This window comes from Nocardia sp. NPDC019395 (assembly GCF_040632335.1).
Lineage (GTDB): Bacteria > Actinomycetota > Actinomycetes > Mycobacteriales > Mycobacteriaceae > Nocardia.
Genome location: NZ_JBEYBT010000002.1, coordinates 106,461 through 130,460, shown reverse-complemented (window position 1 = coordinate 130,460; position 24,000 = coordinate 106,461). Strand labels below are relative to the sequence as shown.

The following is a 24,000-nucleotide window of genomic DNA, read 5'->3' as shown; positions in this document are numbered from 1 at the left end:
TGGCCCATGGACAGGGTCGTGACGACGTATCACCAGCGTGTCGCCCAGGAGAAGCGCGCGCTGATCGTGACGGCCGCGACCGCACTGTTTCTCGAATTGGGCTACGACAGGACGTCGCTGGCGCGGATCGCAGAGAGCTCGGGCGTTTCGCGGGCCACCTTGTTCAAACAGTTTCCGAGCAAAGCTGCCCTGTTCGACGCCATCGTCACCGAGTCCTGGTCGACCGCCGACGAGGAGGATCCTCCACCGGCAGGCAACATCGTCGACGGGCTCGGCATCATCGGCCGCCGTTACGCCGAGCTGCTGGGCCGTCCCCAGATGACCGACCTGTTCCGGATCGTCATCGCCGAGCTCCCGCGCTTCCCCGAGCTGGCCCATGCGCAGTTCTCGCAGGGGAAGATGCCCTACTTCGAGTCCGTGCGCAACTACCTCCTGGCCGAGCACGAGGCAGGAACGGTGCGGATCGAGGACGTGGACCTCGCGGCCACCCAGTTCCTGGGCATGATCTCCAACTACGTCTTCTGGCCGACACTCTTGGTGCCGGGCTGGGAGGTGAGCGCCGAACGCGTCGCTCAGGTAGTCGACGAGGCCGTCCGCACCATCGCCGCCCGATACTCTGCGACTGCACCAGGGGCGTCCACCGACTACTGAGTCCCGCCAACCGCAGCAGAGTCAAATCTTTGCGCTCAGAGCCGCTCCGGCGCGGCGATCCCCCAGTAGTCCGATACCGTGGCCGAGGGTGGGCGTTCAGATTGCGAAAGGATCCGGCCACACCGGCCGATCGAGGTGCATTGTGATCGCTACGCGAAACAAGGAGCGTGATGGAGACGATCACTGGGACCGCTGCCGGCGTCCCCTACACGGCACTGCCACCCGCCGGCAGGGTGGACGCTCCGGCGCCACTGATCGTGACCTGGCACATGCTGGATGCGCCGCGCACCGATTCAGCGTTCGCCGCGGCCCTGCCGATGGCCGGGGTGCCGGCCTGGCGGGTCCACTTGGGCATGCCGATGTGTGGCGCCCGGATGGTCGACGGCCGCGTCGACGCCGTGCTCGAACTCATCCGCCAGGACTCCTTACTCGCGTACCTCGCACCGTTCGCGCAGCAGGCCGCCGACGAGTTCCCGGCAGCCCTGGCAGCACTCCGCGATCAGCTTCCGGTCGCCGAGGGGCCGGTCAGCATTCTCGGCGCCTCGCTCGGCGGCACCGTCGCGCTTCGAGTGCTGTGCGCAGAGTCGATCCCGATCCGGCACGTCGCGCTCGTGAACCCGGCCGTCCGTATCCGCTCGGTGGTCCCGCTGACCGAGGGCATCGCCGGTCATCCGTACGAATGGACGGCCGAAGCCGAGCGTGTCGCAGACAGACTGGACTTCGTGGCCCGGGCCGCCGAACTCACCGTTGCGCCGCCGCTGCTGGTCGTGAGCGGGGAAGAGGATCACCCGGACCTTCGCGCCGACGCGGCCGCACTGGTCGATACTCTGAAGCACCGCTGTGCACAGCCGGACAACGCCGAATTGGTCTCCGTGCCGAATCTCGCGCACCCGCTGGCCGACGAACCGGGTCTCGAACCGGCGCCACAGCGCACTGAAGCGAAGGCGGTCGACGACATCCTGACGCGGTGGTTTCGCCGGCAGCTCATCTCCTAGCTGCCGCTGGTGTGCCGCACCGACCTGGATGCTGATCGGTATGTCGCATATCCGATGGCGTCGCGATCGGGTCACGCCAGCACAATGGGCCGATGACGCGAATCGAGGCAGTGCGCGGGGACATCACCGAACAGCAGGTCGACGCGGTGGTCAACGCCGCGAATTCCTCATTGCTCGGTGGCGGTGGCGTCGACGGCGCCATTCACCGCAAGGGCGGGCCCGAGATCCTGTCGGAGTGCCGAGACCTGCGCGCCGCACACCTCGGCAAGGGGCTGCCGACCGGACAGGCGGTAGCGACGACCGCGGGACGACTGCCCGCGCGCTGGGTGATCCACACCGTGGGCCCGGTATGGTCGGCCACCGAGGACCGCTCGGCGTTGCTCGCCTCCTGCTACAGCGAATCCCTGCGCGTGGCAGCCGAACTGGGCGCCGAGACTGTCGCCTTCCCCGCGATCTCCACCGGCATCTTCGGCTGGCCGATGGACGACGGTGCCCGAATTGCCGTCGAGACGGTGGGTGCCACCGAAACGGCCGTCGAATACGTGCGGTTCGTGCTGTTCGACGAGCGAGCACATGCGGCCTTTGCCGTAGCACTGGAAAACACACCTAGTCGTCGGGAGAGGCGCGGCGGTTTCGCTTGGTGATGCCGCGCCGCTTCTTCGCGGCGATACGACGTTCCTTCGCGCCGCGCGAGGGCTTGGTGGCGCGGCGAACGGGTGGAGGGGCGGCAGCGGCGTCACGCAGTAAAGAGGCCAGGCGTTCGCGGGCGGCTGCGCGGTTCTGCAGCTGTGCGCGGTGCTCCGAAGCGGCGATCGTGAGCACCCCGTCGACCAGGCGGGTGGCCAGGCGATCGAGCATCCGGGTGCGCAGCCACTCCGGCACGGAGGGCGAGTTGGCGAGGTCGAACGACAGCTCGACCCGGCTGTCTGTGGTGTTGACGTGCTGCCCGCCCGGGCCGGACGAGCGTGAGAACCGCTCGCGTAACTCGGATGCGGGTATCACCAGCGTCCGAGACACGGTCAGGTCTTCTGCCATGATCCGACGCCGCCTTTCCGATTCGCGAGTCCACTATCCCAATCGGCTGAATGGTGACCTTGTCGTTCACCTGCTTACCAGAGCTCGAAAGCGGACTCGACGCCGTCACGATCGCCCCTGTCGAAGAAACTGAGCGCCTCCGATATCAAGGTGACCTCGGTATGCCCGGGTTTCGTGCCGGCCGACCTCACCCGGCCAACCGCGAGCAGGCGCCGCTCACCGTCGCTTGCCCAGTAGTTCGAACAGACTGGAGAAGCCCTCGTCACCGTGGCCATCGGCGACGCGCTGCTCCATCAGCTCCTTCACCTCACGCATCCGCACCGTGTCCACTCCGTGGGATATCCGGTGCTCGACGAGGTCGCCCATCAGCGCGGACTGCACTGACAACGGTCCGAGGTCCGGCGGGTACGCACCGTCACGGACGGCCGCACCGATGGCTGTCAGCAGGGGCGGGTAGGCCGCGAGGGATCCGGCCATGCGCGCGGCGAACTCTGCTGGGTCGACTCCTTCCTTCTGCACCAGCCGGAGCGTGTGCAGGAAGCCGATGAGCAGTTCATAGGCGACCGCCACCTGGGCCATGAATTCGACCGACGCCAGCCCGGCATCGGCACCGTAATAGGTGGGAGTTCCCAACTCCCGAAGTGTTTGCTCGTGTGCATCGAATGCCGCACGGGAGCCGCTGAAGGGAAACATCACATGTTCCGAACCCAGGTCGGGCGGATCCCCCATCACTCCTCCGTCCAGGTATTGCGCGCCGCGCTCATCCGCCCATCGCTGCACGGCGCGGGCCCGGCTCGGGGAGCCGCTGGTGACATTCACCAGCACTCGGCCCGAGATCGCAGACCCGACCTCCGCCAGCACGTCCTCCACCGCTTCGTAGTCGAGGACACATAGCACAATCAAGGGACTCGCCTCGACTGCCGCGGCAGCCGTCGGTGCCGCCACCGCTCCCGCCTCGGCCAAGGGTCCTGTCTTGGCGGAACTGCGGTTCCACACTGTGGTGGGGTGACCGCGATCCAGGAAGACCTGCGCGATCGCGGATCCCATATTGCCGAGGCCGAGCACAGTGACCGGGGTCGGCAGTTCGCCAGCGGATGTCGTCGTCATAGTCGAGTTCCTTTCGGGGGACGCCTTCGTCTCGGTATGGCACGAAATGCCGAAGGACAGGTTCGGACGTGCGGCCGAGCCGCCGGCCACCTTCATCCAAAAATCTTGACATCGAGATACAAGCAGAGCAATATTGTTGATGTCAAGTATTTTGATATCAAGGCAAAGGGGCGACGTGGCCGACACCGTTGACGTGATCATGGATCTTTGGCGCCGGGAAGCACCAGAGCTCGCCGAGGAGCTGTGGCCGGTGGCGATTGTGGGGCGAGTGCAGCGACTGTCACACATCCTCAGCCGTGCACTGAAGGACTTCTACGCCGAACACGGCCTGGAGACGTGGGAATTCGATGTGCTCACCACCCTGCGCCGCTCCGGCGCACCCTACGAACTGACCCCCGGAGCCCTGCACGAATCCGCCATGATCACCTCCGGCACAGTCACCAATCGCATCGACCGGATGGAAGCCAAAGGCCTTGTCGAACGCGTTCGCAACCCCCACGATCGACGCTCCGTCCGGGTACGCCTGACGACACACGGCATAGACGTGATCGACCGAGTCTTCCAACTCCACCTGGCAAACGAGGCCCGGCTTCTTCCGGACTACGACGACGCCGACTATCAGCGCTTCATCGGCGAACTCCGTCGCCTGCTCGAGCACTTCGGCGACCGACTGGACCGGGACCGGGCCACCAGCAAACCTACCGGCGATTCCTGAACCCGCCGAATCAGCAGCACCCAGCGCAGCCTGTTACGCCGAATGCCGGACCACATCTGGCCCGGCCGGTAATCCCGCGGCAGAAGCGATAAGAAATCGACAAATCCATGAATACTGCGACGGATCCGTCGTACTGCTGGGGCGGCGACGAACCGGACCCGGACGCCTACCTGGCCCGCATCGGTTTCGATGGCGAGCCGATGCCGACCGTGGCGCACTGGCACAACGGTCCGGTCTCGACGGCCTTCGACTTGCGCTTGCGCCGGGGCAACAGGCGACCGACCGGCAGACGGGGCGACGTCACTCAGGGGTGCCGAGCGGCGGGTGCTCGAGCACGCGGGGCTTGTACTCGACCAGCTGGATGCGGCCGTCGAAGGTGCGGTGTTCGATCATCTCTAGGGCGACGTCCGGGTAGCCGTCGTAGATGCGTTCCGCGCCCGTGGCCCCGGTGATCACCGGGAACATCACGACCCGGAAGCGGTCGACGAGTCCGGCTCGTAGCAGGGACCGGCTCAGGCTGAGGCTGCCGATCGTGCTGAGGAGCCCCGAGCCACTCGACTTCATGGCGCGAACCGCCCCGACGGCGTCATCGCGGACCAGCGTGGAGTTGGCCCACCCCAGTGGCTCCTCGAGCGAGGAGGAGAACACCACCTTGGACGCTTGCGTGAGTTCATCGACGGACGCCTCTTCTTCGGGCCTGAACTCGTCTTGGCCACCCGGGACCTCGCCGGCGGCGAAGCCCGACATCAAGCGGTAGGTGTTCGCTCCCATCAGGTGGGTGACCTCGGGCTGCTCGCCGAGCCACGCGAGGTACTCCGGACCCTCGAGGCCCCAGAACCCGGGCCATCCCTCACCCGATGCGTAGCCGTCGAGAGAGGTGATGAAGTCGACGAGAAGCTCCGACATTGCGGTGTCCTTTCCTAGGGTGTCACGAGCTTCGACCGGCCGGGAACCACAAACTCATCGGTATCAGTCGCGTTTCGCCTCGTAGCGCAGCAGGACCGTACCGCCCGGGAAGGTGCGGTTCTCCAACAGTCGCAGCGAGATCCATGACGGCAGCGCCGGGAAGAACGGGGTGCCGCCGCCCACGGCAGTGGGCGCGACCACGAGCCGGAACTCGTCCACCAGCCCGGCCCGCACGATCGGCGCGGCCAGCGTCGCGCCGGCCACCTCCAGCCTGCCGTCGGTTTCGGCTTTCAGCTTCCGCACCACCTCGACCGGGTCGCCACGTTCCAGGCGGGAGTTCCAGTCGACCGATTCCAAGGTCCGTGAGAACACCACCTTGGGCATATCGCGCCAGACGCGGGCGTAGTCGACGATCATGGGGGTGGCGTCCGGGGCTTTGTCAGCGGTCGGCCAGTATGTGGACATCAGTTCGTAGAGCCGCCGCCCGTAGAACGACAGGGCCGTCTCCCGCTCGAAGTCGTTCCAGTACTGGTGCAGTTCTTCGCTCGGATCGCTCCAGTCGATATTGCCTTGCGCGTCGGCGATGTACCCGTCCACCGATACGTTGAAGCCATAGATGAGTCTGCCCATACAGATCAGACTGCACCGGAGGGCGAAACTCATCGCGACGCCACACGAGATATCGCCCGATAATCGCGACCGGGGCGCCCTCACTGGTCGATGGTCCACCGGGCTCCCCCACCCACTGACAGTCGTTGTCCAGTGGGAAGAGAACCACCGACCGGCCGGTTACATGCTGTATGCCGAAACCCTTCACCGAAGCCGGCCGCCATGAATTCCTCGCGGGCAAGCATATTGCGGTGCTGTCGGTCGCGGCGACCGATGGACGGCCGCCTGCCTCGGTCCCGATCTGGTACGACTACACCCCGGGCGGCGATATCAGGATCAACACCGGCGCGAACCGGCGCAAGGCCAGGCTCATCCAGGAAGCCGGCGCGGTGACCTTGGTCGTTCAGCGCGAAGAGCTGCCGTATCAATACGTCATCGTCGAAGGCACCGTCGTCGATGCCCAGACCCCGTCTCCTCGTGAAGCGCGGGAAGCCATCGCCGTCCGCTATCTCGGTCCCGAAGCCGGACGCGCGTTCGCCGATCAGATGGACGGCAGCCAATCGGTTCTGTTCACCATCCGCCCCGACCGCTGGATCAGCCAGGACTACTCGGGCGACTTCTGACCAGACCTCGCTGCGAGCGCGGTGGCGATTACTTCCGCGCTGTCGGTGTGCAGAGCCTGGGCCGCGGACTTACCCGTCGCCGCGAGGTAGGCGTCGACCAATCTGTTGCCGGCGGAATACCCTGCTCCCGTCGGCAATCCCACCGGGGTCACGCCCAGGTGCTCGGCGATGGAGTCGCCGAGTACCCAGGCCGTGAAGTTCTGCATTCCGGTGATACCCAGCCCGGAAACAACTTTCATGAACGACTCGTCGTCGTGCAGGGTCGGCACGCCGAGGCGGGCGTAGCCGAGGTCGTCACCATAGAGTTCGCGGGCGAAGGCGTCGGCCAAACCCTCGCCCACCACATGCTCACCGACGGTGACCGTCATCGGATCCCACACCACACCGCCGGGGCTGTAGCGCAGGTTGTGGTGGAGTTCGTGCACCGCGGTGCATTCCAGACGCTCCACGTTCTCCGGGTAGGGCCACAAGGTGATCGTGATGTAGCCGGAGATACCGCCGAAGCCGGTGACGCCCAGGCTCGGGCCCCTGAAGTTGGCATCGCCCGGATCGCCGAGTACAAGGAGCACGGTGATGTCCGGCGCCCGGAATCCCGGTGTCGCGCCGAGCAATACGTCCGCCGCGTCGTCGAACGCCCGCTGCATGCGCGTCCAGGCATCGGCCGCCGCGAGCGTTTCGAGGGCGTCGAGGCAACGCTGTTCGTCGCGGTCGAGCGGGAACCCGGCCGACTGCCGGTGGAACGCCACCAGGTCGACCTCTCCCGGGAAGTACCGGTACATCCCGGTCGTCGGTTCGAGCATCGCCCGCAGCATGCCTTCCCGATCGGTCACCGGCACCTGCAGGATTTGCTTCATAGTCGAGTAGGAGTCGAGAACAGTGATCGTCATCGGCCCGACGGTAAACCCTGACGTAGCGTGAGGTGCAAGATGTGTCGGCTACGAACTCTTCGTGCGTCACATGCCCTTCAGAACACGCTCGAGTGCTGCCCGGCCCGCAGGTCCCCAGTGTGGTTTCCCGCCGGGGAGGCGCCGATCTCCGTTCTGTCCCATGAGCATCAGGAACAGGCTCTTCATAGCGGCCAGCCCGCGGGCGCGCCGGATCGCCGCCTCGTCTGCTCGCGCGTACATGTCGAAGAACCGTGCGGCCGTGCCCGCGGGCAGCAGCACCCATGCGGCGGCGAGGTCCCACGCCGGATCGCCGGCGAACAGGTCACCGAAGTCGACGATGCCCGAAAGCGTCCCGTCCGAGACGACGACGTTCGCGGGATGGAGGTCGCCGTGCACCCACACCGGTGGGCCCTCCCACGCGTCGGCTTCGACGGCGTCGTTCCAGACGGCCCGGATGTCGGCAGCGATATCGTCAGGAGCGACGGCCTGGAAGAAGTTCTCGAACCCGTCCGCACAGTCCCGGGGGTGGGCGCCGCGGTCCGTAGCGATCGGCGCTTCGGCGGGCGCCGCCACATGAAGCGCCCGGAGGAAACCCGCCAGAGTGTCGGCCGCATGTGCGCCGCGGCTGATCGTGCCGTGGTCCAGCGGTTCGCCGGGCACCCACGTCATTACGGTCCAGTGCTTGGGGAAGCGCTCGGACGGCTCCCCGAATCGCACGGGAGTCGGCACCGGTAGCGGCAGGCGCGGGGCCAGCACAGGCAGCCACCGTCGCTCCTTCAGCTGGAGCTCCGGGGTGGGGTCCATACGCTGCATGCGTACCGCCAACTCGTCCCCGAGGCGCCACATCTGGTTGCCCCAGCCGCCCGCCACCTCGCGGATGGTCAGCCCCGCGAGGTCTGGTTGTTGCTCCTGCAGCAGGTCGCGGACCAGGTCTGCGGTGATCTCGGCCTCGGCGGCGGTCATACGAAGTCACTGTACCGATCACCTGTCCCGAGGTAGCGCCGGTGGACCGGAGATCTGTGCGCGGTGCCGGGTTTCACCGCGACGCTGAACTGAGTCCGTACCCTGGGTGTCCATGCAACTCGGGCTGACCCACCTGATCGACCCTCGTCTGTGGCAATTCGTCGCCGAGTCGTACACCTTCTACGAAAACCGCCCGGCCGGACGTGGACCGAACGGTCCGGCAGAGCTCGGCGCAGTCCGGGCCGGTACCCCCGATCCTGCCCCGGTGGATCCGCCGGCTGTCGAAGAAGTCGTCACCGTGGACGGACGCAGCGTCGCGTTGCGCATCCACACCCCCGTGGACCGGCCTGCGAACGGTGTATTCCTCGAAATCCACGGCGGTGGCTTCTACCTGGGGTCGGCCGCGGGCAGCGATCTGCGCAATCGCCGGCTCACGGACGAACTCGGCGTCGCGGTGGTGAGCGTGGATTACCGGCTGGCGCCCGAACATCCGTGGCCGGCCGCCCCCGACGACTGTGAAACAGCCGCGCGCTGGCTCGTCGAACACGCCGCGCACCGCTTCCACACCGCGAAGCTCGCCATCGGTGGATTCTCGGCCGGCGCGACACTCGCGACGACGACGCTGTTGCGCCTGCGCGACCGGGGCATCCACGAGTTCGAATGCGCCGTACTGCAATTCGGCACCTATGACCTGAGCGCACAGACACCGGCCGGACGCCTGATCGCCGATGAGTACTTCCTCGAGGCCTACGCCGGATCGGCGCCCGACCGTACGGACCCCGATATCTCCCCGATCTACGCCGAGCTCCGCGGCCTGCCGCCGATCCTCATGGTCGTCGGCGACGCGGATATCGTGCTCCACGACAACCTGGCCATGGCCGCTCGGCTGTCGGCATCCGGAACGGACGTCGACCTCCGTGTCTACCCCGGCTCACCGCACGGTTTCACCGGCCACCCGACCCCGATGGCGCGGGCCGCACTCGCGGATATCAACACCTGGCTGGGTGGTCACCTGAATTCGTGCACGACCTCGATCGGACCGACCAGGTGAGCATTGAAATCGTCGAGTTCCTCGGCCGGAACCCACAACTCCAGGATGGTTCTTCCGCCGGCTTGCTGGACCGGGTAACGCTGGACGAATTCCGAGTCGACTCGAAAGCGGGTCACGTAGCCGACTCCGCTGTGCGGGACGTTCCAGTCCCGGGCAATCTTTATCGCGTACTCCTCGTTGAGTACGGGGTAGAAGATCGGCTGCTCGGGAAGCCGGGGTGGCCAAGCACGCCAGCCGGACTGCCGGACGAGTTCCAACTCTTCCGGCCCGGTCGGGCGCCACAGCAGAGTGGTCGGTGTCTCCTCGATCTGAACCACCGTGCACCTCTCCACACTCAATTCACCGGATCGTCTCGCCGGTGTTGCACCATACCGGGCAGGCTGGATTCGCTACCACGGGATTTCAGGTGGCTCCGACGGCCAGGGTGGAAACAGGGCCGACCACGGCGGCAACTGACGATCTCCCGCAGCACACTGACGCGGCGGTTCCGCGCCGTGACCGGTGCCGCGCCCGCCGACTACCTGACGCGATGGCGGATGGATCCGGCCGCAATTCGCTTACGGGACACCGACGACACACTCGATGCCATCGCCCGCTCGGTCGGCTACACCTCGGTCTACTCGTTCAGCCGAGCCTTTAGACGGGCACTACTCGTCGAGTCCTGGCGTCTTCGCTGACCCCACCGTGCGTCTCCCGCACCGGCACCCGGTACCGCACCGGCAGTGGACGCTCAGTAGCTGAATCGTTCGATCCCGGTGATACGCATGAGGTCCATCGCGGTGGCTTCGGGAGTATCCGGCGGGGCCGAGTAGATGACGAAAGTCTGGTCGGTGTCCGGCACCAGCAAGGTGTCGCAGTCGAGGGTGAGCAGCCCGAACTCGGGGTGGTCGATCGTCGCGGTCGTGGCGCGGATCGAACCGGACCGCCCAGCGCGCCACAGATCATCGAACCGTGCACTGCCGGTGCGTAATTCGGCGATGAGACGTTCAAGATCCGGATCTTCGGGATACCGGGCCTGCGCCGTGCGGAGGCAACCGACGCAGTGAGCGGCAGAATCCATTTCCTCCGCCGGCGCTCGCACAACCCGGTCGAGGCCGTCCCCGAGGAATTGCTGCCAGATCAGGTTGCGGCGCACCGGCGGCAATTCGGAGAAATCGCCGAACAGCGCGGCGGCGAGTGGATTCCATACCAGCACATCCGATTTCGCGGAGAGCACCAGCATCGGGCGACCGGGGATCCGGTCCATCATCCGGAGCACGCTGGAACTCACCAGCATCGGAACGTATCCCTCGTGCGGCGGTTCGCAGCCGCTGAGCCGGAACACCAGATCACGGTCTTCGTCGTTGACACGCAGAGCACGGGTCAGCGCGCCGAGTACGTGCGCGGACGGTTTCGGGCCTCGTCCTTGTTCGAGCCGGACGATGTAGTCGACACTGAGCCCCGCCAGCTGTGCGACCTCTTCGCGCCGGAGCCCGGGAACCTGCCGCCGCCGTCCCGACGGCAGACCGACATCCTCCGGCTTGATCCGGGAGCGCGCGGTACGCAGCACGGACGCGAGTTCGGCTCTGTTCATTGTTCCATCCTGCCCGGGGTTTCCGGCCGCGGGAATGGTACTGCCGGTCCCATGGGTGAGCGGTCCTGGCGACCCGGTGCGAAGACCGCGATGCTGCGGGTATGACAACTACAGCGATCGCGACGACGGTTCTGGTGACCGGCGCGAACAAAGGACTCGGGCGCGAAGCCGTTCGACGGTTCGCGACCATGGGCCGGCGGGTGTTCCTGGCCGCGCGAGACACCGCCCGTGGCACCGCGGCGGTACGAGAACTGGCCGCCGAGGGCCTGGAGGCGGAATTCGTACCGATGGACATCACCAGCGACGAATCAGTTCAGGAAGCCGTCGAGCTCGTGAGTAGTCGCACCCGGCATCTGGACGTCCTCGTCAACAATGCGGGTGTCGGCGCACCGGCTACCCCGCCGGCCGAGACACCGGCCGCCGAGGTCGGGGTGGTGTTCGAAACCAACGTCCTCGGCACGATCCGGGTGACGAACGCTTTTCTGCCGCTCCTGCAGGCCGGCGAGAATCCGCGGATCGTCATGGTGTCCAGCGGAATGGGATCTATCGCGACTATGACCGACCCCGCCACGGCCGGCCTTGTGCCGCCCACACTCGGGTACCCGGCGTCGAAAGCTGCCCTCAACATGATCACCAGCCAGTACGCTCTCGCCCTCCCCCACATCCGGATCAACGCCGTCGACCCGGGTTACACGGCCACCGACCTCACAGACCACACCGGATTCCAGACAGTCACCGAGGGGACAGACGCCATTGTCGAACTGGCCGAGATCGAGCCCACCGGTCCCACCGGTGGTTTCTTCGACCGCAACGGCCGCACACCGTGGTGACCGATAGTCGCTCCGGCAGGCGACCGGGTCCGCGAACCGGGCTGTTGGTGACGGGCCTTGTGCTGCTGGTCACCGTGGTCACCGCCGGATCCATCTGGATTTCGAAACAGGAGGCCACAGACACAATGAACGAAACCAGCGGGACGACGACCGTATTGTCGATCGGGTTACACCCCAGCGCACTCGACTTCAGCCGGATACCAGGTCTGGACGAGCAGACACTCACGGCAAGGATCGCCGCGGGTGATCGCGCGTTGCACGATGCGGGCTTCGATGTGGTGTCGTGTCTGCTACCGGCCGATCCTGGTGCGGCGGAAACCGCTCTGCGCGGCTGCGCTGCCGATTCGCCCTTCGCGGTCGTGATGATCGGCGCCGGGATACGGGTGCCCGTCGAGCACACGCTGCTGTTCGAGCGCGTGGTGAATGTGGTCAACGAACTCTCGCCGGGGGTGAAGTACTGCTTCAACACCTCACCTGAAACCGCCATCGACGCGATTCGCAGATGGGTGCAACCGAGAAGCCGGTGAAATCGCCACCGGGGCCGGCACAGTGTCGCGATCGGAAGCACCCGCAGCACTCCCATACAGGGAATCCCACTGGGCAAGGGCTGTACGTAAGGTCGCGACGAGCGGAAGGGGCTGATCCATCATCGGATGATGGCCGGCGCCGGCCAATTCGACAACCGTAGCGGGACGTCCGAACAATCCCGCTATCTCCAGCGCCCGCTCCCGGTCCACCAACCCGAGCTCGCATCGGATGTAGAGCACGGGGGCCGCCACCGCCCGGAGCTCGCCGAGAGGTGGAATACGCCCTTGTTCGAGACGCTTGCGCAACATCTGGGGATCGAACTTCCAGACCCAGCCATCGCCGGTGTTCCGCACTGATTCCTCGGCCACATGCTCCGCTACATACGGGAGCAGGACGGCCTGTTCCGGCACCGTGCGGAATCGGCCGCAGATCTCGTCTTTGGCCGGGTAGGTCTTCGGCTTGCGGCGAAGCTGCCCGACGACGGATTCTCCGGACGGCTCACGGAACGGTGAATCGATGATAATCAGGCCCGCGACCGATTCCCGATACCGGGCCCCCACTACAGCGGTCACCCTTCCGCCCATACTGTGCCCGACGATATACGGCCGCCCCGCGATCCTCCCGGCCTCCGCGGCTGCCATTACCTCGTCGGCCCAGCCGTCGATCGGGTATCGGGATCGCACGACGCTGTCACCGTGGCCGGATAAATCCAGCGCCACCACGCGATACGTCGTCGCCAGCAGCGGAGCGATGTGGTCCCACCAGCCCGAATGTGCCGACCCGCCGTGCACCAGAACCACACCGGGAGTCCCGGCCCGGCCCCAGCAACGCAGATGAATCGCACCCCCGGCGACCTCGACCTCACGATGTTCGGGTAACTCCGCGATGGCCGCGGTAAACCATCCCGGAGCAGCAGTGACCTGGACTGGGTCGGCGGTGATCTCGGGCCCGGTATCGGTCATACGAAGTCACTGTACTGAGGCCGGGTGCCCGGGGCAGATACCGGCGGTTGCCGGTTCCGCGCCGCGGTCGCGGGCGCTGGTACCGCCGCTGGGCGGTCTGTCCACGCTATCGCAGCACCCTGCTGGAGATCGGGATCGAGACTGTCGGCGACGCGGACGGCTGGGCACTGGTGGACAACTTCGTCGCCACGTGCCCCATCTACAACACAGTGCGCCGCGGCAGCGGGATCGAGGTGACGCCGCCGGAGGCCGACGCACCGTGAGACAGCGAAACTCTGCCATTCGGTGAGACGGAGATGGTGGGTCCGGTACTCGCTCCGGCCGACGTGGCCATCTCCTCGACCGGCAGCGCTCACGTGCCGAATTCCGCCGGCAACTCCGGTCCGGTGGCCACCCGCGGAATTCCGCGCATGGCCGGCGTGCCGGTGACAGCTGGTGCCCGCGCTGACCGATGATTTTCCCGGCGAGTTCACGTCATCTCTGAGTAGCCGCGCCAACTTGCTGGAGGGCGTGGAGGTCGGCTTGCTGCCACCGTTCGAACCGGTGCCGGCCAGCCGGGCAGACTTTGTCGGCCGTGAGGAGGTGACATGCCGGACAGTGAACCGGATGTCGAGCTGGGACCGTTCTCGTCTCCGGACGCGCGGGCGACGCCGTGGGCGTCGGCGTCGGCGATCCTCGGGGCGGCGGAGGTGTTCTGGCTTTCCACAGTGCGCCCGGACGGGCGACCACATGTGACGCCGTTACTGGCGGCGTGGAGTCTGGGCGGTATGTGCTTCACCACGGGTGGTCAGGAGCGTAAGGCGCTCAATCTCGAGCACAATCCGCACTGTGTGCTGACAACCGGAACGAACGCTTTGACCGGTGTGGATGTTGCTATCGAGGGTGTCGCATCCGTCGTGGACGAGCGCTCCGAACGTATCCGGGCCGCCCGGGACTTCGAGCGGAAGTACGGAACGCATCTGACCGATCCCGAAGGCACCTGGTATCGATTGGGTGAGGCGGTCATCGCCGGTGGCGTACGGCTGTATCGAGTCGCGCCGACTGTCGGATTCGCGTTCGGCAAGTTACCGGCCTCCAGCCAGACTCGCTACACGTGGCCGAGCCGGTGACAACAATGCCCGCATTGCAGCACCAGCTCCAAAGCACCATAGATGAATTCGTCGCTACGGGCGCCGAAACCGGCCTGCAGGTTGCCGTGTACCGGCACGGCGCACTTGTTGTCGACGCCGTCGCCGGGATCGCCGACACCACGACCGGGCGCCGGGTGACACCGGAGACACCGTTCTTCAGCTTCTCCGCCGGCAAGACCATGACGTCGCTCATCGCGCACCTGCTCGTCGGAACGGGCGCCGTCGGATACGACACCCCCGTGGTCGATCTGTGGCCGGAGTTCGGTGCCCACGGTAAAGAGTCCGCGACGCTGCGACACGTGCTCACGCACACCACCGGCGTACCGGCGATGCCCCGCGATATCGGCCCCGCCGACCTGACCGACTGGCCACGGACCTGCACCGCCATCGCCGCCGCCGAACCACTCTGGCGGCCCGGCACCGCGACCGGGTATCACTCGTTCACCTTCGGCTTCCTCGTCGGCGAGATCGCGCGCCGGGCCACCGGCAAACCGATGCGGCAACTCCTCCACGAATGGATCGCCGCACCCCTGAGCCTCGACGGCGACCTGTACTTCGGTGTGCCCCGAACCGACCTGCCCCGGCTGGCACGACTCGAAGACGCCGCCCCGTATCCGGTCGCCCCGCCCGATAGCGATGCCGTTCTCGCGCCCTGGGAAATGCAACCGACCGCGGCCATGGGCAACAGTCACGACATCCTGCAAGCGGATATCCCTTCGGTCGGCACCTTCACCGCGCGGGGAATCGCCGCCGCGAATGCCGCGCTCCTCGACGGCCGGCTCATCGGCGCACACCAGCTCGCCGAGGTCACCGCCGCGGCCTTCGAGGGCACCGACCAGGTCTTCGGCAACCCCGCACGACTGGCCCTGGGCTATCCACTCGGCCGCCTCGGTACGCGGCCGGATGAATCGCCGACCGCGTTCGGCTGGGTCGGTGGTGGCGGCAGCTACGTCTATGCCGACACCGTCACCGGCCTCTCCTTCGCCATGACCAAGACCCGCCTCACCCCGCACTTCGACACCGCCCAGCGACTCGCGGATCTCACCGAAGCCGCAATCAACCCCTCCGGCAGGCCCCCCATCTGCGGGAACCGCCGGTGGGTGGGTGATTAGAATCGGAAGGAGTTCGCGGAACGCGCCGGAATCTCGGTGGGCGATGTGCCGTTCATCGCGGGCTGCGTCACCGCCACGCTGGACCGGATGATGTCACCCGGCCAGCTGAATCACGTATTCGCCGTGTTCCCGGATCGCCTCGGCACGGTATTTGCGGGGTGAGAGTTCGATGGCCGGAGCTGACCCGTCACCGCACGCGATAAACCCGGTGGCGTCGGTGGTCGCTCCCGCGATGCTCGGACATGAGGAGCACCTCGGCAACGGCGCCGCCGTCGACTCTTCGACGGCAGGAAGGGCCCGCCTCCCCTGGACGCAGACCCTTCTCGTTCGTACGTATCACCCATCGATCAGCTTGCGGCGCAGCCCCTCCGTGGCGATGACGAGAGCCGGGACCAGCGTGAGGTGCGTGATCGACAGCGCAATCGTGGACGCGGTATCGAAATCGGCGCCCAATGTCATGGCGATGGTTCCTACGGCGAGCACCGAACCGATCACCGCGGCGACCCGCAGCACACCGATCCACTTATAGGACAGCAGCACGGCCGCACCGAGACCGATCAGCATCGGGACCACGGTCAGTATGATGATTCCGCCGGGGGCAACACTTTGCACCTGGCCCGCGTTGGTCGCCTCGAACGTGCCACCGGCGGCCGCCCCGATCAGCCAGACGACGATATTGGCCAGGAGAGCGGCGCCGATCGCACCGAAGAGGGCGACGGAACGATTCAGTGCGGGGATGCGGGCAGTTGTAACGGTCGCGGTGCTCATGATGTTCTCCTGAAGTTGTGAAGTTCGCGTGAGATCATCTTGAAGCCTCAACGAATATTGAGGTCAATCCCATTGAACCGCAGCGTGTTGCAGGTCACACAGCATACGGCTCCATCCGGTCCGGGGTACCACCCACCAGGTTCAGCTGGGCGCCCGGATCAGCCTTTGCTCCGCCGCCCCCAACTGATCCTCGGTAGCCCCCGGATACGGCCGGGTATCCGACCACCACTACCGGTGATCGCGGCGACGATCTCGTGGCCCTGAAGATCAGCGAACCGAACCACGTAGCGCACGAGCTCGAGTCGGCCACCTTCACACCACCAAAAGGCTTCGACGGGTCTGTGGAGAGGCTATTCGCCTGGTTCCCGACGAGCACGTCGGTGGATATCGAGAAGTCCTTCGATTCCGAGCAGGAACGTCTCACAGACGGGGTCCGGGTCGGTCAGGCAACCGGCCGCCATCGCACCGTCGCGCAACATCACGAATTGCCGCGCGGCAGGCCCGGGGTCGGTTTCGTCGAGATCGGCGAGGATCTCGGTGATCGTGGCCGAGAACCACTGCCGGTGCGCGAGAACGGCTTTATGGACCGGATGGCCGGGGTCGGGGTACTCGGCCACCGCATTGAGGAACGCGCATCCACGGAACCCGGGCGCCCGGATACTGTCGGCGATGGAGCGCCCCACGGCTCGAACGACGTCGACGGCAGACGAGTTCTCGCTGCGTGTCGCCGCGACCTGCGCGCGGATCGCCTCGTCGATCTGTTCCAGGTAGGCGACGACAAGGTCGTCCTTGCCGGGGAAATGCCGGTACAGGGTCGCGCGCGTCACCCCGGCGGCGGCGATGATGCGATCGATGCCCACCGCACGGAGCCCTTCCGAATAGAAGAGCCCACTCGCCGTGCCGAGCAGTCGTGCCCGCGCTTCCGACATCCGACTTCCTCCGATCCCTCAGGCCTTCGGATTCGAGGTTAGCAGAAAGAACGATCGGTCTTGACAAGCTGAGCGCCACCCATGACACTTCAGGTATACCGATCGTTCTATCTACCTCGGACACTCGCGACTCCACCGTCTCGATCATCGAAAGAGAGATCTGATGTCCAGTTCAATCGACACAGGCGTGGCCGGTACCGTCACCGAAACCACAGGCGGCACCGCAGGGCTGCGGAACCTGTACTACGCCCGCTTCGGATTCGCCGTCATCTGGGCAGGCCTGATGCTGCTGACAGCTTCGGCACTGACCCCGGTCACCATTGCCCTGCTGCTGATCTATCCGTTGTTCGACGTGGCCGCGGCCATAGTCGACTTCCGCACCTCGGGCACCGCACGTCAGCGGGTGCTGCTGTACATCAATATGGCGCTGAGTCTGCTCACCGCGCTCGGATTGGCCGGCGCCGTCACCTCCGGCGTTCCCGATGTTCTCCGAGTGTGGGGCCTCTGGGCTGTCACCGCGGGTGTTGTGCAGTTGATCGTCGCGATCTCCCGCTACCGGCTCGGTGGCCAGTGGGCGATGATCCTCAGCGGCGGAATCTCCGCCTTGGCCGGCACCGGTTTCATTCTGCAGGCCGGTGGGGCCAATGCGTCCCTCACCAGCGTCGGCGGGTACGCGGTACTGGGCGGCATCTTCTTCCTGATCTCGGCGATCCGTCTACACCGCCGTGCGCTCGAAGCGCAATGAGATGACCGGCGCTCATCAGAAACCGACCACAACAAAGGAGAAAATCATCATGTCCGATTCCGTCTACACCGCCATCGCGACCTCGACCGGGGACGGGCGCGCCGGAGGACGCGCAGCCAGCGACGACGGCCTGATCGACGTCACTCTTGCCATACCGCGCGAAATGGGCGGGCCGGGTGGCGCGACGAACCCCGAGCAACTCTTCGCCGCCGGCTGGGCATCCTGCTTCCACTCGGCATTGAAGGCTGTAGCCGCCGCCCAGAAAATCACTCTGACGGATTCGGCCGTCGTCGCCGAGGTCAGCGTGCACCCCACCGAGCAGGGCGGTTTCAGCCTCGCCGCCGCACTGCACGTGGAATTCGGCAACATCGACCAGGCCGGCGCCGACTCACTCGTCGCGGCCGCTCACGCGGTATGCCCCTACTCCAACGCCACCCGCGGCAACATCCCCGTCACAGTCGACGCCACCGTCGCCTGAAACCGGCCCGGACCGGGCAGCGGGGTGCGCCGCCGCGAGGACCGGGCGAAGACACCTCCGCGAGAAGGGCCTGCATCCCAGGGGATGCAGGCCCTTCTCGTCTGTGCGTGTCACCCTTCGATCAACTTGCGGCGCAGGCCCTCGGTCGCGAGGACGAGCGCGGGGACCAGCGTCAGGTGCGTGATCGACAGCGCGATAGTGGACGCGGTGTCGAAGCCGGCACTCACGGTCATGGCGATGGTGGCGACGGCGAGTACCGAGCCGATCACAGCGGCGAGCCGCAGCACACCGATCCACTTGTAGGACAGCAGTACGGCCGCACCGAGGCCGATGAACATCGGAACCACGGTCATCATGATGATTCCACCGGGGGCGACACTCTGTACTTGGCCGGCGTCGGTCATTTCGAATGTGCCACCGGCGGCCGCACCGATCAGCCAGACGACGAGATTGGCCAGGAGCGCGGCGCCGATCGCGCCGAACAGGGCGACGGGACGATTCAGTGCGGGGATGCGGGCGGCGGCTGTGGTGGTCGCGGTGCTCATGGTGATCTCCTGAAGTTGTGAAGTTCGAATGAGATCATCTTGAAACCTGAACAAATATTGAGGTCAATATCGTTGGACGGCAGTGTGTCGCAGGTCACTCGACGCAGGCGCGACTGCGTCACACCACGGAATAGCTGTCGAACCGGGCGGCGTTGGACCGGCTTGTGACCGATACATCGCAGCCCGTGGATGCCCTGTTCGAACCCTTCGAGGTGAAATCGCTGCGCCTGCGCAATCGATTCGCGATGGCGCCGATGACCCGGATGTTCTCGCCGGACGGAATCCCCACCGCGGATGTCGCCGAGTACTACCGGCGCCGCGCCGCGGGCGGTGTCGGACTGATCATCACCGAGGGCACATACATCCCCGACCCGGCCGCCGGACCCGATACCGCGGTGCCGCGCCACTACGGCGAGCAGAGCCTCACCGGCTGGAAAGCGGTGGTCGACGCCGTACACGGCGAAGGTGGGCAGATCATCCCACAGCTGTGGCATCTCGGGGTCAGTCGCGGCGACAAGCCGGAACTGAATCCCGAGGTGGAATCCGTCAGCCCGTCCGGACTCGGTCTCGACGGCACCGCGAACGGCCGGGAGCTGACCGCGTCCGACCTCGACGCATTGCGTGACTCCTGGGTCAGCGCCGCCGTCAACGCGAAGGCCACCGGATTCGACGGTATCGAACTGCACGGCGCGCACGGCTATCTACTCGATCAATTCCTCTGGGAAAAAACCAATCTCCGCTCCGACGATTACGGCGGCACGCTCGAGGCCCGCGTCCGCTTTCCCGCCGAGGTCGTCGCGGCGATCCGCGAAGCCGTCGGTCCCGACCTGGCGATCGTGTATCGCTACTCGCAGTGGAAATCCAGCGACTACAACGCGCGTATCGCGGCCACACCCGACGAACTCGCGCGCGTGCTCACCCCGCTCGTCCGAGCAGGTGTCGACGTTCTGCACCCGTCCACGCGCAGGCACTGGGAACCGGCATTCCCCGAATTATCCGGCATAGACGGCGAATTGGGTCTGGCCGGTTGGACCAAGAAGATCACCGGACTGCCTACCATCACCGTCGGCTCCGTCGGTCTGGACGAGGTATTCACGACATCCTTCACCGGCCGGGGAGATTCGAACGTCACCGGTATCGAGCGGCTGCTGAAGCAGCACGCGGGCGGCGAATTCGATCTCGTCGCGCTCGGCCGCGCCCTGCTCGCCGACCCGGAGTGGGTCCGGAAGCTACGGGAAGGCCGAAGTGACGAGCACATCGCCTACCGACAGGAACACCAGAGAACGTTGACGTAGGACGCGGCCCTTCTCGTCCGCACCCGCGGCCGGGTGCCGAAAAGTGGGATCTGGACGAATCGGGTCGGCCGGTCTCGCTCTTCCTGGACAATGATCCTGCGGATGCCGGACAGCCGGCTGACCGAGAATCGTTGCGGGGCAGCGAATCGACCCTTGATCCGATGCTCCTGAGGAGAAGGGCCGGTCCACTCATGTCGATCGACACAACGGACGCACGCAAGGTCACCCGGGGAGAGGAGCCCGGCGGCTGTCCGGTCAGCCGGCGCACCGACGGGACTTGGCTGGTCCAGGGATATGCGGCCGCGCGTGCCGCGCTGCGCAGCACCGACACCGTCCAGGCCGGGCTCGGGGTCGAGACCGTAGAGAAGATGCCCGCGAAGATCCGGCGCCCCGTGCTGTTCCGCGACGGCCCGGAGCACCGCGAGCACCGACGCCAGACTGCCAAGTACTTCACCCCGCGCCGGATCGACGAGGCCTATCGGGACTTGATGAACCGGATCGCCGACGAGCAGCTGGAAAAATTACGCTCCGATGGCCGAGTCCACTTGTCGGAGCTCAGCTTCGAACTCGCCATCGGTGTGGCGTGCGCGGTGATCGGGCTGACCGAGAGCCGTCCCGGACTGTCGAGACGACTGGAACGCTTCTTCCCGGCGGAGTTCGGCACGCCGGGTTTCACCAGCATCAACGGCTTGTACTGGGTGTGGCGGCAAGTCAAGAACTGGTCGAGCATCTTCCTCGACGACGTGCGCCCGGCAGTCGAGGTGCGGCGGAAGCAACGGCGCGACGACCTGATCTCGCACCTGCTCGACGAGGGGTGCTCGGCCGTCGAGATCCTCGGCGATTGCATCACATTCGCCGCCGCGGGCATGGTCACCACACGTGAGTTCGTCAATATCGCCGCATGGCATCTTTTCACCGATGACGCTCTACGCCAACGCTATCGCACCGTCGACGAGCCCGAGCGGATCGCGATCCTGCACGAACTGCTGCGCCTGGAACCTGTTATCGCACGCCTCGAGCGTCGCACCACCGCACCCGTCGAACTGCCGGCCGCCGAGGGCGAATCGGTCACCATACCGGCCGGCGACCTGATCGATATCCAGGTCACTGCCACCAATACCGATGAGCGAGCCGTCGGAGAGCAGCCATTCGCGATATGCCCGGCCCGCCCACTCACCAACGCCACTCCCCCGGTACTTTCCTTCGGCGACGGCGCGCACAAATGCCCGGGTGCGACCATCGCCATACTGGAATCCGATATCTTCCTCAGCAAGCTGTTCGCCATGCCTGGCGTGCACATGCTGACACCGCCGACCGTTTCCTTCAAGGACGCTATCGGCGGCTACGAATTGCGCGGGATGATCGTCGCGGTTCCGTGAATACGATCGACCGCCAGGCAGGTAAATCCACTCGGGTTCGAAACGAAACCCGCAGTCCCACAGTCACTAATAGGCCACTACAGGCATCGGGTCCACACCGGCAACGGAGAACTATCCTGGCATCGAATTGTCGACAGGCAGCGACCGATTCCGCTGCAGAGGACCGATCGAGGGGAAGATGTTCACACTCGGACCGGGCGCGGTCTTCGCCGGTTACACGATCGAACGCCGGATCGGTACAGGCGGCTGGGGCACCGTCTATCTGGCGCGGGATCCGCGACTACCGCGACCGGTTGCCCTGAAGCTGATTCGCTGGCCCTCATGCACGCCCATGTGCACACACCGCCCGTACTGCCGGGTGACCTGGATCCTGCGCTCGCGGCACTGGATTTGGTATTCACCCGCGCACTGGCCAAACAACCGGCCGACCGCTACAGTTCCTGCGCCGAGTTCACCTCCGCGGCACAGGCGGCATTCGCAGCCGTCGCGGCGACACGGACATCGTCGGTTCCCGCACTACCGGTCGACCGTTCGCCGCACCGCAACCCCTTGTTGCTCGCCGACGCGGCTGCACTGCTGGTAGTCGCCTTGGTCTGCTGGGCGATCACCGGCTTCACCCCTTTCGGGGCTTCTTCGACCCCTCCCGCGAATTCCACCCCTGGGTGGAGCGATCGCCACCGTCCTATCGCCGAAGCCTTCCCGAACGTCATCGGCGACAAGGACGCGAACAACGGCTGGAACGGCGCGACCTGCACGGAGAACGATCCGGGCACGGCCGAGGAAATCAGTTACCGGAACAACGCCCGGATCTCGTGCACGGTGCCGGCAGATGGAGGATTGTTTTTCGACATCATCGACCGCTCGGGCACCGCCAATGCCGCACTACCGCCGGATGAACTGTTCAACGCAATGCTCTTCGGCTGCAAAACCCAGGTCCGGTACATGAAACGCCCGTCCGGCTCGACCCTTCCTGTCGCCGGCTGCGCAGGATTGGATCCCGCTCGCGACGTCGACAGCACCGACCACCGAATTTATGTGTTTGCACTCTTCCCCGAGAGGGACCAGTACCGCTACATTGCGGTCGCCCGCTGGCAGGGTCACACCGTGAACCAGCTGATCGACTATTGGTGGAAGCAGCTACCGTTCGACGGATAACCGGCAGAGCAGCGGTTCACAGGCCCGTGGTTGCGACCATACGTGGCTACCGTTCGGGCGTGGCGGCCCGGCCGCCGGCTCCGACTGGAGGCTGATCCAGGTCGTGGTCGTCGCCGGCCGCCCTACGGACTTCGTACCGGTGCCACCGGCCCGCACCGGCTGCGGCTCCTGAGCCTGGTGCGGACCGGGCCACATCGGTGTTGCGATCGGTCGGCCACCAACTCCGGTCCGGCCCGGCGCTGGTGACCGACAACTCCTATCGTCTGCTGCGGGCCCGACGGCCAGGCCTCACCTCAGGTGCCGGGTGAAGAACCGGTTCGCCTCGTCCCCCGCATGCTGCGGGACGCCGGCATGCCCGCCCATATCGGCGTGCAGCGTCTTCTCCGCGGAGCCGAACGCGTCGAACAGATCCAGCGCCATTTGCCGGTCGTTTCCTTCGTCGTCCCATTGCAGCAGGACATGCAGCGGAATGGTGACCTGCCGAGCCTCCTCGAACATGATGCGGGGCACAAAGCTCCCCGCGAACAGGACAGCGGCCGAGATACACGGCTCGACCACCGCCAGCCGGACGCCGATGGCGATCACCCCTCCCGAGTACCCGACCGGGCCGTCGATGTCGGGCAGCGACAGGAGGGCGTCGAGCACGCCCTGCCACTCCGGGACCGCTTTGTCGACCAGCGGGAGGACGAGCCTGTCGACGATTTCGTCATCGACCGGCTCGCCGGCCGCCAGTGCCCGGCGCAGGTCGGCGCGGGCCTGCTCGAGGTCGGCGGAGCGGGGCCGGTCACCGCTCCCGGGGAGCTCTATTGTGGCCGCGGCGAAGCCCTCGGCTGCGGCGTGCCGAGCCCGGGCCACCAGCCGGGGATACATCATGTGCAGTCCGCCGGGGTGGCCGCACAGGATCAGCGGCGCCGGTGCGGATGCGGGCGTCCACAGGATGCCCGGGATCTCACCGAGGGTGAACTCTCGTTCGAGGACGCCGTCGTCGAGGCGCCGTTCGGAAGTGAATTGCATGGTCGTGCCTTTCGG

Annotated in this window: 31 protein-coding genes; 18 read left to right on the top strand and 13 right to left on the bottom strand. The window is 66.1% G+C overall.

Features of this window, described 5'->3' with window-relative positions:
• The first annotated feature begins 6 nt into the window (after positions 1-6).
• The 3 genes from ABZ827_RS09260 (at position 7) to ABZ827_RS09250 (ending at position 2,290) form a co-directional block, all read left to right on the top strand.
• Positions 7-651, top strand: coding sequence for a TetR/AcrR family transcriptional regulator (locus ABZ827_RS09260; protein ID WP_357234936.1), 645 nt, complete (start codon positions 7-9; stop codon positions 649-651).
• Positions 652-821: 170 nt separating this feature from the next.
• Positions 822-1,646 carry a prolyl oligopeptidase family serine peptidase gene (locus tag ABZ827_RS09255; RefSeq protein WP_357234933.1) on the top strand — a complete coding sequence of 275 codons (825 nt, stop codon included), beginning with the start codon at positions 822-824 and terminating at the stop codon, positions 1,644-1,646.
• 92 nt (positions 1,647-1,738) lie between these two features.
• Complete coding sequence (locus ABZ827_RS09250) at positions 1,739-2,290, top strand: O-acetyl-ADP-ribose deacetylase (RefSeq protein WP_357234930.1); 552 nt, start codon at positions 1,739-1,741, stop codon at positions 2,288-2,290.
• Here ABZ827_RS09250 and arfB read toward each other — a convergent pair.
• The gene (arfB, locus tag ABZ827_RS09245) at positions 2,253-2,681 is read right to left on the bottom strand and encodes an alternative ribosome rescue aminoacyl-tRNA hydrolase ArfB (RefSeq protein ID WP_357234927.1); all 429 of its coding nucleotides are present in this window, start codon (positions 2,679-2,681) and stop codon (positions 2,253-2,255) included. The two genes, ABZ827_RS09250 and arfB, sit on opposite strands and share 38 nt — an antisense overlap.
• Positions 2,682-2,897: 216 nt before the next feature.
• On the bottom strand, positions 2,898-3,788 hold the full coding sequence (locus tag ABZ827_RS09240; RefSeq protein ID WP_357234924.1) for an NAD(P)-binding domain-containing protein: 891 nt from the start codon (positions 3,786-3,788) through the stop codon (positions 2,898-2,900).
• Positions 3,789-3,963: 175 nt separating this feature from the next.
• Here ABZ827_RS09240 and ABZ827_RS09235 point away from each other — a divergent pair, with 175 nt between their 5' ends.
• Positions 3,964-4,503, top strand: coding sequence for a MarR family transcriptional regulator (locus tag ABZ827_RS09235; RefSeq protein WP_357234922.1), 540 nt, complete (start codon positions 3,964-3,966; stop codon positions 4,501-4,503).
• A gap of 300 nt (positions 4,504-4,803) precedes the next feature.
• Here ABZ827_RS09235 and ABZ827_RS09230 read toward each other — a convergent pair whose 3' ends face one another.
• Together ABZ827_RS09230 and ABZ827_RS09225 are read right to left on the bottom strand one after the other, a co-directional pair.
• Complete coding sequence (locus tag ABZ827_RS09230) at positions 4,804-5,409, bottom strand: dihydrofolate reductase family protein (RefSeq protein ID WP_357234920.1); 606 nt, start codon at positions 5,407-5,409, stop codon at positions 4,804-4,806.
• A 63-nt stretch (positions 5,410-5,472) separates the two neighbouring features.
• The gene (locus ABZ827_RS09225) at positions 5,473-6,039 is read right to left on the bottom strand and encodes a dihydrofolate reductase family protein (RefSeq protein ID WP_357234917.1); all 567 of its coding nucleotides are present in this window, start codon (positions 6,037-6,039) and stop codon (positions 5,473-5,475) included.
• A 170-nt stretch (positions 6,040-6,209) separates the two neighbouring features.
• On the opposite strand from ABZ827_RS09225, the gene ABZ827_RS09220 reads away from it, so the two are divergent.
• Positions 6,210-6,641 carry a pyridoxamine 5'-phosphate oxidase family protein gene (locus tag ABZ827_RS09220; protein WP_357234915.1) on the top strand — a complete coding sequence of 144 codons (432 nt, stop codon included), beginning with the start codon at positions 6,210-6,212 and terminating at the stop codon, positions 6,639-6,641.
• Here the strand turns inward: ABZ827_RS09220 and ABZ827_RS09215 are convergent.
• Both ABZ827_RS09215 and ABZ827_RS09210 read right to left on the bottom strand, forming a co-directional pair.
• Positions 6,623-7,528: a DUF2268 domain-containing putative Zn-dependent protease gene (locus tag ABZ827_RS09215; RefSeq protein ID WP_357234913.1), complete on the bottom strand. Its 906-nt coding sequence runs from the start codon at positions 7,526-7,528 to the stop codon at positions 6,623-6,625. The genes ABZ827_RS09220 and ABZ827_RS09215 overlap by 19 nt on opposite strands.
• Before the next feature lie 66 nt (positions 7,529-7,594).
• The gene (locus ABZ827_RS09210) at positions 7,595-8,491 is read right to left on the bottom strand and encodes an aminoglycoside phosphotransferase family protein (RefSeq protein WP_357234910.1); all 897 of its coding nucleotides are present in this window, start codon (positions 8,489-8,491) and stop codon (positions 7,595-7,597) included.
• A gap of 112 nt (positions 8,492-8,603) precedes the next feature.
• On the opposite strand from ABZ827_RS09210, the gene ABZ827_RS09205 reads away from it, so the two are divergent.
• Entirely contained in the window at positions 8,604-9,542 is a 939-nt protein-coding gene (locus tag ABZ827_RS09205) for an alpha/beta hydrolase (protein ID WP_357234907.1), read from the top strand.
• Here ABZ827_RS09205 and ABZ827_RS09200 read toward each other — a convergent pair.
• Positions 9,500-9,859: an ADP-ribosylation/crystallin J1 gene (locus tag ABZ827_RS09200; protein ID WP_357234904.1), complete on the bottom strand. Its 360-nt coding sequence runs from the start codon at positions 9,857-9,859 to the stop codon at positions 9,500-9,502. The genes ABZ827_RS09205 and ABZ827_RS09200 overlap by 43 nt on opposite strands.
• On the opposite strand from ABZ827_RS09200, the gene ABZ827_RS09195 reads away from it, so the two are divergent.
• A complete protein-coding gene (locus ABZ827_RS09195) occupies positions 9,743-10,219 on the top strand; it encodes a helix-turn-helix transcriptional regulator (RefSeq protein WP_357235893.1) in 477 nt (158 codons plus the stop codon). The genes ABZ827_RS09200 and ABZ827_RS09195 overlap by 117 nt on opposite strands.
• Before the next feature lie 53 nt (positions 10,220-10,272).
• Here the strand turns inward: ABZ827_RS09195 and ABZ827_RS09190 are convergent, their stop codons facing one another.
• The gene (locus ABZ827_RS09190; protein WP_357234901.1) at positions 10,273-11,115 is read right to left on the bottom strand and encodes a helix-turn-helix transcriptional regulator; all 843 of its coding nucleotides are present in this window, start codon (positions 11,113-11,115) and stop codon (positions 10,273-10,275) included.
• A gap of 101 nt (positions 11,116-11,216) precedes the next feature.
• Between ABZ827_RS09190 and ABZ827_RS09185 the strand changes: the two genes are divergently transcribed.
• Together ABZ827_RS09185 and ABZ827_RS09180 are read left to right on the top strand one after the other, a co-directional pair.
• Positions 11,217-11,945, top strand: coding sequence for an SDR family NAD(P)-dependent oxidoreductase (locus ABZ827_RS09185; protein WP_357234898.1), 729 nt, complete (start codon positions 11,217-11,219; stop codon positions 11,943-11,945).
• Between the two features lie 125 nt (positions 11,946-12,070).
• A complete protein-coding gene (locus ABZ827_RS09180) occupies positions 12,071-12,472 on the top strand; it encodes a hypothetical protein (protein WP_357234895.1) in 402 nt (133 codons plus the stop codon).
• Here the strand turns inward: ABZ827_RS09180 and ABZ827_RS09175 are convergent.
• Complete coding sequence (locus ABZ827_RS09175; RefSeq protein WP_357234892.1) at positions 12,416-13,435, bottom strand: alpha/beta hydrolase; 1,020 nt, start codon at positions 13,433-13,435, stop codon at positions 12,416-12,418. The two genes, ABZ827_RS09180 and ABZ827_RS09175, sit on opposite strands and share 57 nt — an antisense overlap.
• 47 nt (positions 13,436-13,482) lie before the next feature.
• On the opposite strand from ABZ827_RS09175, the gene ABZ827_RS09170 reads away from it, so the two are divergent.
• The 4 genes from ABZ827_RS09170 to ABZ827_RS09155 all read left to right on the top strand — a co-directional run bounded on the left by ABZ827_RS09170 (position 13,483) and on the right by ABZ827_RS09155 (position 15,839).
• Complete coding sequence (locus ABZ827_RS09170; protein WP_357234889.1) at positions 13,483-13,698, top strand: hypothetical protein; 216 nt, start codon at positions 13,483-13,485, stop codon at positions 13,696-13,698.
• A 324-nt stretch (positions 13,699-14,022) separates the two neighbouring features.
• Positions 14,023-14,544, top strand: a complete 522-nt coding sequence (locus ABZ827_RS09165; RefSeq protein ID WP_357234886.1) for a pyridoxamine 5'-phosphate oxidase family protein — start codon at positions 14,023-14,025, stop codon at positions 14,542-14,544.
• 5 nt (positions 14,545-14,549) lie between these two features.
• Positions 14,550-15,677, top strand: a complete 1,128-nt coding sequence (locus ABZ827_RS09160; protein WP_357234883.1) for a serine hydrolase domain-containing protein — start codon at positions 14,550-14,552, stop codon at positions 15,675-15,677.
• Positions 15,678-15,713: 36 nt separating this feature from the next.
• Positions 15,714-15,839, top strand: coding sequence for a hypothetical protein (locus ABZ827_RS09155; RefSeq protein ID WP_357234880.1), 126 nt, complete (start codon positions 15,714-15,716; stop codon positions 15,837-15,839).
• Between the two features lie 174 nt (positions 15,840-16,013).
• Here ABZ827_RS09155 and ABZ827_RS09150 read toward each other — a convergent pair whose 3' ends face one another.
• Both ABZ827_RS09150 and ABZ827_RS09145 read right to left on the bottom strand, forming a co-directional pair.
• Positions 16,014-16,445 carry a DUF6069 family protein gene (locus tag ABZ827_RS09150; RefSeq protein ID WP_357234878.1) on the bottom strand — a complete coding sequence of 144 codons (432 nt, stop codon included), beginning with the start codon at positions 16,443-16,445 and terminating at the stop codon, positions 16,014-16,016.
• 350 nt (positions 16,446-16,795) lie between these two features.
• Entirely contained in the window at positions 16,796-17,374 is a 579-nt protein-coding gene (locus tag ABZ827_RS09145; RefSeq protein ID WP_357234875.1) for a TetR/AcrR family transcriptional regulator, read from the bottom strand.
• Between the two features lie 163 nt (positions 17,375-17,537).
• Between ABZ827_RS09145 and ABZ827_RS09140 the strand changes: the two genes are divergently transcribed.
• Both ABZ827_RS09140 and ABZ827_RS09135 read left to right on the top strand, forming a co-directional pair.
• A complete protein-coding gene (locus tag ABZ827_RS09140) occupies positions 17,538-18,119 on the top strand; it encodes a hypothetical protein (RefSeq protein WP_357234873.1) in 582 nt (193 codons plus the stop codon).
• Between the two features lie 49 nt (positions 18,120-18,168).
• Positions 18,169-18,597, top strand: a complete 429-nt coding sequence (locus ABZ827_RS09135) for an organic hydroperoxide resistance protein (protein ID WP_357234870.1) — start codon at positions 18,169-18,171, stop codon at positions 18,595-18,597.
• A 110-nt stretch (positions 18,598-18,707) separates the two neighbouring features.
• Here the strand turns inward: ABZ827_RS09135 and ABZ827_RS09130 are convergent, their stop codons facing one another.
• A complete protein-coding gene (locus ABZ827_RS09130) occupies positions 18,708-19,142 on the bottom strand; it encodes a DUF6069 family protein (RefSeq protein WP_357234867.1) in 435 nt (144 codons plus the stop codon).
• 164 nt (positions 19,143-19,306) lie between these two features.
• Between ABZ827_RS09130 and ABZ827_RS09125 the strand changes: the two genes are divergently transcribed.
• The 3 genes from ABZ827_RS09125 to ABZ827_RS09115 all read left to right on the top strand — a co-directional run bounded on the left by ABZ827_RS09125 (position 19,307) and on the right by ABZ827_RS09115 (position 22,971).
• Positions 19,307-20,437, top strand: a complete 1,131-nt coding sequence (locus ABZ827_RS09125) for an NADH:flavin oxidoreductase (protein ID WP_357234864.1) — start codon at positions 19,307-19,309, stop codon at positions 20,435-20,437.
• Positions 20,438-20,628: 191 nt separating this feature from the next.
• Positions 20,629-21,816, top strand: a complete 1,188-nt coding sequence (locus ABZ827_RS09120; protein ID WP_357234862.1) for a cytochrome P450 — start codon at positions 20,629-20,631, stop codon at positions 21,814-21,816.
• A gap of 549 nt (positions 21,817-22,365) precedes the next feature.
• The gene (locus tag ABZ827_RS09115) at positions 22,366-22,971 is read left to right on the top strand and encodes a hypothetical protein (protein ID WP_357234859.1); all 606 of its coding nucleotides are present in this window, start codon (positions 22,366-22,368) and stop codon (positions 22,969-22,971) included.
• A 288-nt stretch (positions 22,972-23,259) separates the two neighbouring features.
• Here the strand turns inward: ABZ827_RS09115 and ABZ827_RS09110 are convergent, their stop codons facing one another.
• Positions 23,260-23,985: an alpha/beta hydrolase gene (locus ABZ827_RS09110; RefSeq protein ID WP_357234856.1), complete on the bottom strand. Its 726-nt coding sequence runs from the start codon at positions 23,983-23,985 to the stop codon at positions 23,260-23,262.
• Positions 23,986-24,000: the final 15 nt, after the last annotated feature.